Raw genomic sequence first — 12,395 nt, 5'->3', positions numbered from 1 at the left:
CCCGGTGCCGTCCGGCCGACACCTGATCGGCCAACGGCGAGGGCAACAAGGGTTACACGGGGAGCGCGCGGGACTCGCCGTGCACACTGCTGTCGCGAAACGCGATCAGGGCCTCCATCGGCACTTCGAAGCGCTCGGCGGCACGCGACATGTGGGAGTCCGTGCTGTCGGCGCAGATGTAGAGGCTCACGTCCATGGGGCCGTCTACGTTCGAGAAATAACCGACGGTCGAGTCGCCGCGAATGGCGCCGCGATAGTCGTTCACCAGAGTGATTGTCGAAATTTGCATGGTCTTCTCCTCAAGGGATTGCTGGTCGATTGAGAGGTGCTGGCCGCCCCAGTGTCTCGGCCGACGCCTGCCCCGCTTTTGAGCGGCGCGGGGCGCGCCGGGTGTTCATGCCGCCTCGGCCGCCTTGTCCGCGCCCTGTTGGGCGGCGGGCGCGACCTCGCCTTGGGCCTTGTCGTCGCGACCGAACGGAACGGCACCCTGTTCCAGCATCCAGGCTTCGATGCGCTCGTGGTGGATGCGCAGCAAGTCCAGCGGGCGCACGGTGTAGTGCTTCTCTGCCGTCGCACTGGGTTTGTGGCCCATGATCTGCGCCACCACGCCGGCCGGGATTTCCAGCCACTCGGTCAGGCTCTTGAAGCTGCGCCGCAGGCCATGCAGGGTGAGGCCGTCGATGCCCGCCGTCTTGCACGCGCATGCATGATGGCTGCGAGGCTCGGAGATGTGGCCGCTGGCGCTGGCCTCGACAACCTCCCCCAACGCCATCGACTCGCCCTTGGCATGCGCACGACGCTCGCGACGAGCCATATTCTTGCCATCCATCTTCACGGTGCGGGTGCTTGCGAATACCCATTCATTCCGTCGCGGGAGATTCGCGAGAAGGTGCTGGACATACGGCGTCAGGGGGATGACGCGCGCACCCTCCACCTTGTCGCGGATGGTCAGACCACGCCATTGCGGGTTCACGTCTTCCCAACGCATTTCCAGCACCTCGCCCGGTCTCGCGCCGGTCAGCAGCATGACTTGCAGCGCGCCAGCGATGCTCGGGTTTGGAAGGTTGCGCACGGCCGCGAACCATGCCCGTAGCTGCTCCTTCAGCAGGGCATCCTTCTTCACCCGAGCTTCGCCCAAAACCTCGCGAGCCTTTTTTGTCTTAGCTGGGTTCGTGGGAACGATCGCTTTGTAGTCCCTGTGCTCCGCGCACCAGTTCAAAAAGACCTTCAGCAGGCGCCATGCAAGCCGGGCGCTGGTAGGCCGGGTCTTCGCTTCTTTCTGCGCCCAGGCCTCGACAGTCTCCGCATCAAGATCGCGCAGCTTCAGCGACATCAACGAGTGCAGCGGCATCGCGATAGTGACGCCGCGACCGTCGGTACCTCGCTTGGCTGGCACCCCGCCCGCGCGCGCCAACTTCACATGATCGCGATAGTGCAGATCGCCCCAGCGCTCTTTGCGCTCGGCCAGATACGCCGCCCACACTTCGCCGACCGTCACCGAAGCTTGCACGACCGCTTGGCGCGCGGCGACGTCGGCAGCGATGACCTCCGCCTTCACAGCACGTGGATCGCGGCCCTGGTCGATCTGCCGTTGAAGCTCGCGGGCGCGCTCTTGGGCGTCGCCGATGCGCCAAGAGTCGGGAGACCCGATCGTCATGCGAATCGTGGCGCCCTGAAATCGCGATTGAAAGATGTAGGCCCGGCTGCCAGCCGCCGTTACCCGCAACGCCAATCCAGGCGCGCCGCTGTCCCACAAGAAACCCTGCTGGCTACCCGATGGGCATCGGAACCCGGCGACGCGCGCAGCAGTGAAGTTGACTCGATCCATTCCTGGCCCTTTGCTTACATGGGCCGCCATGTAAGCAGCCGTGTAAGCAAATTATAGAAACAAAGACCAACGGATCAGTACATCATCAGATAAAAAACTCACGTAAGTTGTTGATTTAACTGTATCCGCATACGATAAGTCAGCATCCCAGAATCATCATCAACACATGTATAAGAGGAATCATAATCCACAGGTCAGCGGTTCGAGTCCGTGAAGAGCCACCAAAAAAAGAAAAGCCCCGCAAGTCAATGACTTGCGGGGCTTTTTGCTTTTGATCCAGTCACGGGACGCGCTCAGGCCCGCACGACGATCGGGAATCGCGCCTGCAGGCCGTCAGGCCCGGGCGTGAACGGCATCGTCACCGCTGCACGGGCCATTTCATCGAGGCCGCGCCAGATTCCGTCGCGCGCATTGCCGGGATCGCCGGCCACGTAGAGCTGTGTCGTGAGCAACTCGCGCCGGCCGAGCTTCACCTTCACATGAATGTGTGGGGTGCGGCCGCTATAGGGAACCGGCCGGATCGTATGGAAACGGTAGCGCCCGTCCGCGTCGACCGTCACCCGGCCGAAACCCTGGAATCCCGCATCCGCGCGATCGCCGTCGCCCGGATGGTGATAGTGCCCCTGCTCGTCGCACTGCCAGATCTCGACCTGCGCCCCGGCGACCGGCTGCCCGGCGATGTCGGTCACCGTGCCTTCGACCCAGGCGGGATGGCCGCTGGCGTAAGGAGGCCGGCTTCCATTGCGAAGGAGGTCGTAGTCGGAATCCTTCGGAAATTCGACCGGATAGAACGGCCCCTCGGTCTGGGACGGGGTCAGCATCCGCTGCTGATGCGGCGTCTGGCCCCGCGCGCCGAGCCAGAGGGCCGGCATGCCGATCAGCGCGGCGGCCACCGCGCGGCGCTGCTGATGAAAAAGGGTGAGTGGACGGACTTGGCGCATGGCGTTCCGATCGATGCGCCGAAGGGCAAGTTCCGGCGCGCAGTTCCGTTCGGCGGGGCGCCCCGCGGCTATTCCTTGGCGCGCCAGGCGCTGAGGAACTCGGCTGTCTTGTCCGGGGGCCGCCAGGTCACGATCACCAGATTCTTCGTGGTGACGGGCACCGCTGCGGCCGAGGCCGAAGTGTCATCACGGCCGTTGCTGCATCCGCCCAGGCATCCAGCCACTGCCAACGAAGCTGCCACGACGAAGCAGGATGTTTTTCTCACGGTCTTGTCCTCGATGGGGCGCGCCCGACAGGGCGATGCCGATGGGCGGACTGTAACCCATATGTAAACTCAAAGTACTAAATGAAACCCGATTCGTCGCGAAAAAGGAACCCTATCGACTACAAATCGAGCGGAGTGACGAGCGCGCCCGGCAACGGGCGCTCGGCGCGCGACAGGATGCCTTCGAGCATGACGGGCAGCTCGAACAGTGCCCTGTTCCGCACCTTGCGCGTCGCCGCCTTGTAGCGATCCAGATGCCGGACGAGTTCGGCGGCGGCCTCGCCGACCCGGGTGAAGCTGCTGCACACCATGCCCAAGCCCCGCTCGCGCACCCACTGGGTGTTGTAGCGCTCCTGGGGCAGGGTCCAGCGGTTGCGCACCACGATCACCGGCAGTTCCATGTGAACCGCTTCGCTCAGGCTGCCGGGGCCAGGCTTGCCCATGAAGAAATCCGCCAGCGCCATGTAACGGGGGACGTCGGGCGTGAAGCCCAGCACCAGGCGCGGCGCGCGCGCCGGCAGTTCGCGCAGGGCGTCGGCGAGCTTCGTGTTGTGGCCGCAAGCCAGGATGAGCTGCGTATCGGGCAGGCGCTTCGCGATGCCGAGCATCGCCTTCGAGCCCTGCCCGCCGAAGAGCACGATGCCAGTCGGCCGATCGGGGTCGAGGCCGAGACGGGCCCGTTCCGCACGGCGGTCCACCGGCGGCTCGTCGTAGAAGGACGCGCGAATGATCATCCCGGAACTGGCGTGAACCCGCGCCGGTGCATGGCCAGCGGCGAGCGCCTGCTCTACCGCCCTGGCCGAACCGCAGATCAGGTCCTGGTCCAGGCCCTCCTCGATCCAGAAATTCGGCGGATGGTCGGCAAGGTCGGTCAGCACCGTCACGTAGGGCACGCCGGGCAGCGTCGATGCGAGCGCCTCGCACAGCGGGCGGTTGAAGTTCGGGATCAGGGACACGACCATGTCCGGCTCGGTCGCCAGCCAATGCTGCTGCAGCTGGCGCACCAGCGTCGCGTGACACCAGCGGATCATTCCCTGCAGCAGCTTGAGTTCCTGCGCGAGGCCGAGCGTCCATCCGCGCGCGAGGCGCTTGTTGTAGACGTCCTCGGGGTCCATGCCGGTGAGCCGGCGAAATCCGTCATTGGGATCGAGCACTTCGCGCAGGTTGACCAGCCGCACCGCCCACGGCAGGCCGGCGCGCCGGATCGCCGATTCGAGTGCGAGCGCGGAGGCACGGTGGCCGCCGCCGGCATTGAAGTACACGAGGTCGACGGTGCGCGTGGTCCTCATTGCGCAACCTCCGTGCTTCGCCCTGCGGTGCAAGCGCCTTCGGGCGGCCGGGCGGCGCTCATGCGTGCACCGGATCCCGTCGCGAGGAGGCACGTCCCGACTGCGTGGCGACCGGCATCTGATCCGCCCAGTGCAGGATCTCGAGCGCGCCGTCCGCGCGCTCCGCGAGCGCGGTCAGGCTCTCGACCCAGTCGCCGTCGTTGGCGTAGAGGATGCCGTCGATGTCGCGCAGCTCGGCGTGATGGATATGGCCGCACACCACCCCGTGCACGCCGCGCCGGCGCGCTTCGCGGGCCACCGCGCTCTCGAAATCGCCGACATAGCTGACCGCGCGCTTGACCTTGAGCTTGAGGTACTTGGATAGCGACCAGTACGGCAACCCCATCCTCGCGCGCAGCGAGTTGAGATGGCGATTGAGCTTGAGCGTGAATTCGTAGAGCGAGTCGCCCACATGCGCGAGCCACTTCGCGCACTGGATCACGCCGTCGAACAGGTCGCCGTGCATGATCCAGAGCTTGCGGCCGTCGGCCGTCTCGTGGATCCACTCCTCGGCCACGTCGATGCCGCCGAAGTTGTGATGCAGGTACTTGCGCGCGAACTCGTCGTGGTTGCCCGGGATGAAGATCACCCGCGTGCCCTTGCGCGCCTTGCGCAGCAGCTTCTGGATGACGTCGTTGTGGGCCTGCGGCCAGTACCAGTGCCGCTTGAGCTGCCAGCCGTCGATGATGTCGCCGACCAGGAACAGCGTCTCGCACTCGGTGTGCTTGAGGAAGTCGAGCAGCATCCGCGCCTGGCAGCCGGGCGTGCCCAGATGCAGGTCGGAGATCCACAGGGTGCGGAAGGGCTGCACCGGCCGCGTGAAATCGGTCTCGTCCGCGTCCGGGATCTGCTCGCTCCATGCACGAAGGAAAGCGTCATCTCTTTGCATGGCCCTGCACGTTCGCAGCGGCGCGTGACGGGGTCATGGCAGCACGATGACGCGCCAGCGACACCGCCGGCTGGCGCGCCCTTCGGGCAAACCATGACGCAGCAATGCCGGCGACATGACCGCGGGCCGGGACAATCCGTCTCATGCGACCGGGCCAGATCATCGTTCTCGCAACGCCAGTCTTCTTCCTGCTGATGGGGATCGAGTTCTTCGTCGGCCGCCGCCGCGCGAAGCTCGGGACCGGCCATGACACCTATCGCCTGCCCGACACGATCAACAGCATCGGTCTCGGCATGCTCAGCCAGATCAGCGCGGTCCTCACCGGGCTGCTGCGCATCGGCATCTACACCGCGTGCTGGTCGGCGTTCGCGCTGTTTCCGAACGAGCATTTCTGGATGCAGTGGTACGGCTGGCTGCTGGCGCTGGTCTTCTACGACCTTTGCTACTACTGGCTGCACCGCTTCGGCCACGAAAGCGCAGTGCTGTGGGCCGCGCACGTGGTGCATCACCAGAGCCAGCACTACAACCTCTCGACCGCGCTGCGGCAGACCTCCAGCGGTGTGCTGTTCGGGTGGATCTTCTATCTGCCGATGGCGATCGCGGGCGTGCCGCCGCTGGTCTTCGGCGTGGTCGCGCTCATCGACCTGCTCTACCAGTTCTGGGTGCACACCGAGCAGGTCGGAAAGCTCGGCTGGTTCGACCGCTGGTTCTGCTCGCCGTCGAACCACCGCGTACACCACGCGGTGAACGACCGCTACATCGACCGCAACTACGGCGGCATTCTCATCGTGTGGGACCGCCTCTTCGGCACCTTCAAGGAAGAAGACGAACCCTGCGTCTACGGCACGCGCAGCCCGCTGCAGAGTTGGGACCCGATCTGGGCCAATGCCGAGGTGTACTGGGCACTCGCGCGCGATAGCTGGCGCGCCCGGCGATGGAGCGACAAGCTGCGCGTGTGGATCAAGCCGCCCGGCTGGCGGCCGGTGGAAGTGGCGGCGATCGACCCGAAGCCGGCCTTCGACATCCGGCAGGTGCAGCGCTACGAGCCGCAGGCATCCGGCGGCGTAAGGGCTTTCGCTGCCGCACAGTTCGTCGCGCTGCTGGCGGGCGCCGTCACGTTCCTGTGGATCTCGGACGCGCTGCCGTTCACCACGTCGTTGGTGTGGCTCGCGGCGCTGACCGCAGGGCTCTGGGCGACGGGCGCCGCGTTGCAGGGCCGCCTGACGGTGGCGGAAGTCCTCTTCATCGACGCGGCGGCGCTGGCGACGGCCAGCGGTGCGCTGGGTCTCGGGGCGCTGCATGGGGTGTTCAAGCCGCTCGCGCTCGCTGTGCTCATCGGCTTTGCGCTGACGCGCCATCGCGGGCCCGAGGTGCCGGGTCGCTTCGTCCGGCTGCTGATCGCCGGCCTCGTCGCCTCATTGGCCGGCGACGTGCTGCTGATGTGGCCGCAGTTCTTCGTGCCGGGGCTCGTGTGCTTCCTGCTCGCGCACCTGGCCTACATCGGGCTGTTCGCGGAAGGCGTCGGGCTGTTTCCGCGGCCGAATGCGCTTGCCGCGACACTCGGCATCGGCGCGGCCATGTATGCATTCCTGTGGTGGGGCGGGCTGCCGGGCGGCCTGCGCATTCCGGTCGGACTCTACGTGGTGGTGATCGCCTGCATGGCGGCGCAGGCCATCGGGCGTGCAGCGGTCACGGGCGATCGGGCGTCGCTCGAGGTCGCGGCCGGCGCCTGCTTCTTCATGCTGAGCGACTCGCTGCTGGCGACCAACCGCTTCGTGCTGCCGCTGCCGGTGGCGTCGCTGTGGGTGCTTGCAACCTACTACGCGGCGCAGTGGCTGATCGCAGCCAACGTGCGCCCGTCGAATGCCGGCGTGGGCGATCAGTTGCCGAACATGTCGCCGTCGCGCTGAGGTGCGGCGACGCCGAGGTGCCGGTACGCCGCGAGTGTCGCGATACGGCCGCGCGGCGTGCGCTGCAGGTAGCCCTGCTGGATCAGGTAGGGCTCGATCACGTCCTCGATCGTCCCGGCCTCCTCGCCGATGCTCGCCGCGATGTTGTCGAGGCCGACCGGACCGCCGTCGAAGCGATGGATCACCGCTTCGAGCAGCTTGCGGTCCATCAGGTCGAAGCCCTGTGGATCGACGTCGAGCATCGCCAGCGCCTTGTGCGCGACGTCGGCCGTGATGCGGCCATCGCTCTTGACCTGCGCGTAGTCGCGCACCCGGCGCAGCAGGCGGTTGGCAATTCGCGGCGTGCCGCGCGACCGTCGTGCGATCTCCAGGCCGCCGGCTTCGTCCGCCGGCACGCCGAGCAGCCCCGCGCTGCGATGGACGATGCGAGCGAGCTCTTCGGCCGTGTAGAACTCCAGCCGCGCGACGATGCCGAAGCGATCGCGCAGCGGATTGGTCAGCATGCCCGCGCGCGTGGTCGCGCCGACGAGGGTGAACGGCTGCAGGTCGAGCTTGATGCTGCGCGCCGCGGGGCCCTCGCCGATCATGATGTCGATCTGGTAGTCCTCCAGCGCGGGGTAGAGGATTTCCTCGACCACCGGCGAGAGGCGATGGATCTCGTCGATGAAGAGCACATCGTTGCGCTCGAGGTTGGTGAGCAGCGCCGCGAGGTCCTTGGGCTTTTCGAGCACCGGGCCCGATGTCTGCCGCAGATTCACGCCGAGCTCGGCCGCGATGATGTGCGACAGCGTGGTCTTGCCGAGCCCCGGCGGACCGAAGAGCAGCACATGGTCCAGCGCTTCCTTCCGGTGGCGTGCCGCGCCGATGAAGATCTCGAGCTGTTCACGCACCTTCGCCTGGCCGACGTATTCGTCGAGCAGCTTCGGACGCAGCGCGCGTTCGATCGCTTCCTCATTGGGCGAGGCGGGCGCCGCAGACACCACGCGTTGCGGGGCCGGGGCGAAATCGTCGGTCTGGATGGTCATGGGCTTGCGGGCTGAGCGAGCAGTTTAGTCGGCCGACCGGCATGGCGCCCCATGCGGCAGAATGCGCCACCGTGAAGAGGCGAGAACCTTGTCGATCACCAGCATGAATGACAACGATCGCGCGCTGTGCGCTGCCACGGCCGGCCTGTTGCGCGCCAGCGGAACGCTCGCCACCTGGGGGTTGGCGCTTTCCTTCATCGCGGGACTGGTGCTCGCGCTGACGGGCCGCTCGCTGCCCTCGGTGTCATGGGCCGCCTACGCGGTGGTGGCGCTGGTCGGGCTGCTCGAACGCTATCTGGCGCTCAGGCTGCGCCTCGACGCCGGGATGTACGAAGCGCTCGCCCGAGGGGCCATCGGCTCGCTGGCAGCCCTCGACGGCACCCTCGAAGGGCTGGGGCTGCGGCGCACCGCCGATGCTTCGCGCCCGTTGGCGGATCGCGTCCTTCTGGCCCGTCAACTCATGCAGCGGCACAGCATCGCAGTCGCCGTCCAGACCGTGATGTTCGCGCTGGCGCTCGCCGTGCAGGACTGGCGCTGAAAGTGTTGCCCCCACTCTCCTCACTGCGTGTGTCGCTGCCCCCCGAGGGGGCCGCAGGCCGCCTTGGGGCGGCCCGGCGCCGGCCTGAGCCGCCTACTTGGCCAGCGCCCGCAGCGCCAGCTTGATCCCCTCGCCCACAGCCACGTCCTTCGGCAGCGCCTTCAATGCCGCGGCCGCCTCCTTATCGCTGTAGCCGAGCGCGACCAGCGCCTGCAGGATATCGGCCTGGCTGTCGGTGGCCGCGTGGGCCGGAAGCGCGATCTCCGCGCCGAGCTTGCCTTTGAGCTCCAGCAGCAGCCGCTCGGCCGTCTTCTTCCCGATGCCCGGAATCTTGACCAGGCGACCCGCCTCCTGCAGCGTGATCGCCTGCGACAGTTCGGTCACGCTCATGCCGCTGAGCACGCCCAGCGCGGTGCGCGGCCCCACGCCCGTGATCTTGATCAATTGGCGGAAAGCCGCACGTTCGGCCGCGGTGCCGAAGCCGTAGAGGATCTGAGCGTCCTCGCGTACCACGAAATGCGTGAGCAGCGAGACTCGCTCGCCCGCGGCCGGCAGGTTGTAGAAGGTGCTCATGGGCACGTCCACCTCGTAGCCGACGCCGTGGCAGTCCACCACGACCTGCGGAGGATTGCGTTCAGCCAGGATGCCGGTGAGTTTGCCTATCATTGGCCCCCCCCCAGCCTCGCCCGCTGCGTGTGGCTCGGACACCCCCCCAGGGGGGCGACGCCTGCGGCCTGGCCAAGCCAGTTCCGCGGCGTCTCCCGAATGGGCTGCGCTGCGCTGGCCCCCGATTCTTCGGGAGCAGTCTTTCGGCACGACATGAGGAATGAATGAAAGTGAGGATGGCGTGATTCTGCGACACACCTTCGCCCCGCCCAACAACACGCGCCTGGGGCATCTTTGCGGTCCGCTCGACGCGAATCTGCGGCGCATCGAGGAAGCACTCAACGTCAAGATCGCGCACCGCCACGAGCAGTTCAAGGTCGACGGCGCCAAGGCGAATGCGGAGCGCGCGATGGACGTGCTGCAGGCGCTCTACGAGATCGCGCAGCGGCCGATCGATGCGGCGGTCGTGCAGCTCACGCTGGCGGGCGACGGATCGATGACCGAGGCCGAAGACGGCTCGATCATCCTCGCCACGCGCCGGGCCGACCTGCGCGCACGCACGCCGAACCAGAGCGTCTACCTGCACAACATCGCGAACCACGACATCACGCTGGGCATCGGCCCCGCCGGCACCGGCAAGACCTACCTCGCCGTTGCAAGCGCGGTGGATGCGCTGGAGCGCAGCGCAGTTCAACGCATCGTGCTCACGCGGCCCGCGGTCGAGGCCGGCGAGCGGCTCGGATTCCTGCCCGGCGACCTGACGCAGAAGGTCGATCCCTATCTTCGACCGCTGTACGACGCGCTGTACGACCTCATGGGCTTCGACCGCGTGCAGAAGGCCTTCGAACGCAATGCGCTCGAGATCGCGCCGCTGGCCTTCATGCGCGGCCGCACGCTGAACAACGCCTTCGTGATCCTCGACGAGGCCCAGAACACCACGCCGGAGCAGATGAAGATGTTCCTCACGCGCATCGGCTTCGGAGCCAAGGCGGTGGTCACCGGCGACGTCAGCCAGATCGACCTGCCGAAAGGGCAGTTGAGCGGGCTGATCGATGCGGAGCGTGTCCTGAAGCGGGTCAACGGCATCGCGATCACGCATTTCACGAGCGCGGACGTGGTTCGCCATCCGCTGGTGGCGCGAATCATCGACGCCTACGACAGCGCCAAGAAGAGGGCCGTCTGAGATGGCGTTGCCGGCACTTTCCCTCTCGCTGCAGTTCGGCCGCTTCAAGGGCGTGGAGCGTCATCGCGCTGCGCTGCCACGCCACAGCGTCGCGCGCTGGATCCGCCACGCCCTCGACAGCGACGGCGAGATCACGGTGCGCATCGTCGACGCGGAAGAGGGCCAGCGGCTCAATCGCGAGTTCCGCGGCAAGGACTACGCGACCAACGTGCTGACCTTCGACTACGCGCAGTCGCCGGTGGTCATGGCCGATCTGGTCCTGTGCGCGCCGGTCGTCGCAAGAGAGGCCAGGGAACAGCGCAAGACCCTCGCCGCCCACTATGCGCACCTGCTGGTGCACGGCACCTTGCATGCGCAGGGCTGGGATCACGAGACCAGCGACGAAGACGCCGAGGCGATGGAGGCGCGCGAGATCGAGATCCTCGGCGGGCTCGGGATCAAGAACCCGTATTGACGGACCGCGCTCAAGGCGCCATCTGCAGCGGAATGGTCACCGGACCATCGTTGACCAGATGCACCTTCATGTCGGCACCGAACTCGCCGGTCGCGACGACCGGATGCGCAGCCCGCGCCTTCGAAACGAAGAACTCGTAGAGCCGCCGGCCGTCGTCGGGCGCGGCCGCCTGCGTGAAGCTCGGCCGATTGCCTGCGCTCGCGTCGGCGGCGAGCGTGAACTGGCTCACGACGAGCAATCCACCGCCCACGTCCTGGACGCTCAGGTTCATCTTGCCGGCATCGTCCGAAAAGATTCGCAGCTTCAGGATCTTGGCGAGCATCCGGTCGGCCTGCGCCTCCGTGTCGCCGCGTTCGGCGCACAGCAGAACGAGCAGACCGGCGTCGATGGCGCCCACGCTGCGGCCGTCGATGTCGACGCGCGCGCTGCTCACGCGCTGCAGGATGGCCTTCATGGCGAGTGCTCCTTTTCCTTTTGCGTGGCGCGCGCTTCCATCCCGAGCGGCAGCAGCTGGATGGTCACGCGCAGGCCCGGTACGGCATCCATCAGGGCCTGCTCGAGCGCATCGCGCAGACCGGCTGCGCGCTCGAGCGACCACGCACCCGGCACATGCATGTGCAGATCGGCGAAGCGCCGCTGGCCGGCGCGGCGCGTCACCATGTCGTCGAAGCGCAGCTGCGCCCCTTCCGGCACGCCGGCGGCAAAGTGCGCAAGCGTGGCCCGCAGCGTCGACTGGGTCTCGGCATCCAGCGCCTCGTCCATCAACCCTTGCGACGATCGCCAGACCAGCTTCGCCCCTTCGCGCAGGATGTTCAGCGCCACGGCGATGGCCAGCACCGGGTCGAGCCAGAGCCAGCCTGTCAGCGCCACCGCGATGACGCCGACCAGCACCCCGGCCGACGTCCAGACGTCACTGAGCAGATGCCGCGCATCGGCCTCGAGCGCGATGGAATGGTGCACCTTCGACGCGCGGAACAGCACGAGGGCAAGCAATCCATTGAAGGCCGAGCTGAGCACCGACAGCGCCAGCCCCCACCCCAACTGTTCGAGCGGCTGAGGCGACAGCAGGCGCACCACCGCCGCCCAGATGATCGCGGCCGCGGCGCCGATGATCAGGACCCCTTCGAAGCCCGACGAGAAGTATTCGGCCTTGTGATGTCCGTAGGGGTGGTCCGCGTCGGCCGGGCGCATCGCGATCGTGATCATCGCCAGGGCAAAGGTCGCGCTCGCGAGATTGACGAAGGACTCCATCGCATCCGAGATCAGCCCCATCGAGTTCGTGATGTATCCCGCCCACCCCTTCAGCACGATGGTGACGAGCGCGACCGCGATCGACACGCGCAGCAGCGTCCGCGGGCTCAATGTGGAAAGCTTGGAGAGACGGAGGACGGAGGACAAGAAAGGATGCGAGTCAAGGTCTTCAAAGA

Annotated in this window: 14 protein-coding genes; 4 read left to right on the top strand and 10 right to left on the bottom strand. The window is 66.9% G+C overall.

Annotated elements, in window-relative coordinates; translation table 11 throughout:
- Positions 1 to 52 precede the first annotated feature (52 nt).
- From WKW77_RS12130 to WKW77_RS12105, 6 genes are all read right to left on the bottom strand, one after another.
- Complete coding sequence (locus WKW77_RS12130; protein WP_340357083.1) at positions 53 to 289, bottom strand: hypothetical protein; 237 nt, start codon at positions 287 to 289, stop codon at positions 53 to 55.
- A gap of 105 nt (positions 290 to 394) precedes the next feature.
- Positions 395 to 1,828, bottom strand: coding sequence for a tyrosine-type recombinase/integrase (locus WKW77_RS12125; RefSeq protein ID WP_340357082.1), 1,434 nt, complete (start codon positions 1,826 to 1,828; stop codon positions 395 to 397).
- 293 nt (positions 1,829 to 2,121) lie between these two features.
- On the bottom strand, positions 2,122 to 2,769 hold the full coding sequence (locus WKW77_RS12120) for a dioxygenase family protein (RefSeq protein WP_479694168.1): 648 nt from the start codon (positions 2,767 to 2,769) through the stop codon (positions 2,122 to 2,124).
- A gap of 68 nt (positions 2,770 to 2,837) precedes the next feature.
- The gene (locus WKW77_RS12115; RefSeq protein WP_340357081.1) at positions 2,838 to 3,035 is read right to left on the bottom strand and encodes a hypothetical protein; all 198 of its coding nucleotides are present in this window, start codon (positions 3,033 to 3,035) and stop codon (positions 2,838 to 2,840) included.
- Positions 3,036 to 3,154: 119 nt separating this feature from the next.
- Positions 3,155 to 4,324, bottom strand: coding sequence for a glycosyltransferase family protein (locus WKW77_RS12110; RefSeq protein WP_340357080.1), 1,170 nt, complete (start codon positions 4,322 to 4,324; stop codon positions 3,155 to 3,157).
- 58 nt (positions 4,325 to 4,382) lie between these two features.
- Positions 4,383 to 5,252: a UDP-2,3-diacylglucosamine diphosphatase gene (locus WKW77_RS12105; protein ID WP_340357079.1), complete on the bottom strand. Its 870-nt coding sequence runs from the start codon at positions 5,250 to 5,252 to the stop codon at positions 4,383 to 4,385.
- Between the two features lie 143 nt (positions 5,253 to 5,395).
- Between WKW77_RS12105 and WKW77_RS12100 the strand changes: the two genes are divergently transcribed.
- Positions 5,396 to 7,162 carry a lysoplasmalogenase family protein gene (locus tag WKW77_RS12100; RefSeq protein ID WP_340357078.1) on the top strand — a complete coding sequence of 589 codons (1,767 nt, stop codon included), beginning with the start codon at positions 5,396 to 5,398 and terminating at the stop codon, positions 7,160 to 7,162.
- Here the strand turns inward: WKW77_RS12100 and ruvB are convergent.
- Entirely contained in the window at positions 7,132 to 8,187 is a 1,056-nt protein-coding gene (gene ruvB, locus WKW77_RS12095; RefSeq protein WP_340357077.1) for a Holliday junction branch migration DNA helicase RuvB, read from the bottom strand. The two genes, WKW77_RS12100 and ruvB, sit on opposite strands and share 31 nt — an antisense overlap.
- 103 nt (positions 8,188 to 8,290) lie before the next feature.
- On the opposite strand from ruvB, the gene WKW77_RS12090 reads away from it, so the two are divergent.
- Entirely contained in the window at positions 8,291 to 8,725 is a 435-nt protein-coding gene (locus WKW77_RS12090; RefSeq protein WP_340357076.1) for a hypothetical protein, read from the top strand.
- 93 nt (positions 8,726 to 8,818) lie between these two features.
- Here WKW77_RS12090 and ruvA read toward each other — a convergent pair whose 3' ends face one another.
- Positions 8,819 to 9,391 carry a Holliday junction branch migration protein RuvA gene (ruvA, locus tag WKW77_RS12085; RefSeq protein ID WP_340357075.1) on the bottom strand — a complete coding sequence of 191 codons (573 nt, stop codon included), beginning with the start codon at positions 9,389 to 9,391 and terminating at the stop codon, positions 8,819 to 8,821.
- A 181-nt stretch (positions 9,392 to 9,572) separates the two neighbouring features.
- Here ruvA and WKW77_RS12080 point away from each other — a divergent pair, with 181 nt between their 5' ends.
- Positions 9,573 to 10,514 (top strand): PhoH family protein, encoded by a 942-nt coding sequence (locus WKW77_RS12080; RefSeq protein ID WP_340357165.1) that lies wholly within the window; start codon positions 9,573 to 9,575, stop codon positions 10,512 to 10,514.
- Between the two features lies 1 nt (position 10,515).
- Positions 10,516 to 10,968, top strand: coding sequence for an rRNA maturation RNase YbeY (ybeY, locus tag WKW77_RS12075; RefSeq protein ID WP_340357074.1), 453 nt, complete (start codon positions 10,516 to 10,518; stop codon positions 10,966 to 10,968).
- Positions 10,969 to 10,978: 10 nt separating this feature from the next.
- Here ybeY and dtd read toward each other — a convergent pair whose 3' ends face one another.
- Both dtd and WKW77_RS12065 read right to left on the bottom strand, forming a co-directional pair.
- Positions 10,979 to 11,422 (bottom strand): D-aminoacyl-tRNA deacylase, encoded by a 444-nt coding sequence (gene dtd, locus WKW77_RS12070; RefSeq protein WP_340357073.1) that lies wholly within the window; start codon positions 11,420 to 11,422, stop codon positions 10,979 to 10,981.
- On the bottom strand, positions 11,419 to 12,366 hold the full coding sequence (locus WKW77_RS12065; RefSeq protein WP_340357072.1) for a cation diffusion facilitator family transporter: 948 nt from the start codon (positions 12,364 to 12,366) through the stop codon (positions 11,419 to 11,421). The genes dtd and WKW77_RS12065 overlap by 4 nt, the downstream gene beginning before the upstream one ends.
- Positions 12,367 to 12,395: the final 29 nt, after the last annotated feature.

This window comes from Variovorax ureilyticus (genome assembly GCF_037889935.1).
GTDB lineage: Bacteria > Pseudomonadota > Gammaproteobacteria > Burkholderiales > Burkholderiaceae_C > Variovorax > Variovorax ureilyticus.
The sequence above is the reverse complement of the archived record's forward strand: the minus strand, read 5'-3'. Positions and strand labels throughout refer to the sequence as shown.

What these genes read in the sequence shown, in the direction of transcription:
- WKW77_RS12110 (WP_340357080.1), bottom strand. Translation starts at nt 4,324, where the DNA reads ATGAGGACCACGCGCACCGTCGACCTCGTGTACTTCAATGCCGGCGGC.
- WKW77_RS12090 (WP_340357076.1), top strand. Translation starts at nt 8,291, where the DNA reads ATGAATGACAACGATCGCGCGCTGTGCGCTGCCACGGCCGGCCTGTTG.
- WKW77_RS12105 (WP_340357079.1), bottom strand. Translation starts at nt 5,252, where the DNA reads ATGCAAAGAGATGACGCTTTCCTTCGTGCATGGAGCGAGCAGATCCCG.
- WKW77_RS12130 (WP_340357083.1), bottom strand. Translation starts at nt 289, where the DNA reads ATGCAAATTTCGACAATCACTCTGGTGAACGACTATCGCGGCGCCATT.
- ruvA (WP_340357075.1), bottom strand. Translation starts at nt 9,391, where the DNA reads ATGATAGGCAAACTCACCGGCATCCTGGCTGAACGCAATCCTCCGCAG.
- WKW77_RS12100 (WP_340357078.1), top strand. Translation starts at nt 5,396, where the DNA reads ATGCGACCGGGCCAGATCATCGTTCTCGCAACGCCAGTCTTCTTCCTG.
- ybeY (WP_340357074.1), top strand. Translation starts at nt 10,516, where the DNA reads ATGGCGTTGCCGGCACTTTCCCTCTCGCTGCAGTTCGGCCGCTTCAAG.
- WKW77_RS12125 (WP_340357082.1), bottom strand. Translation starts at nt 1,828, where the DNA reads ATGGATCGAGTCAACTTCACTGCTGCGCGCGTCGCCGGGTTCCGATGC.
- ruvB (WP_340357077.1), bottom strand. Translation starts at nt 8,187, where the DNA reads ATGACCATCCAGACCGACGATTTCGCCCCGGCCCCGCAACGCGTGGTG.
- dtd (WP_340357073.1), bottom strand. Translation starts at nt 11,422, where the DNA reads ATGAAGGCCATCCTGCAGCGCGTGAGCAGCGCGCGCGTCGACATCGAC.
- WKW77_RS12120 (WP_479694168.1), bottom strand. Translation starts at nt 2,769, where the DNA reads ATGCGCCAAGTCCGTCCACTCACCCTTTTTCATCAGCAGCGCCGCGCG.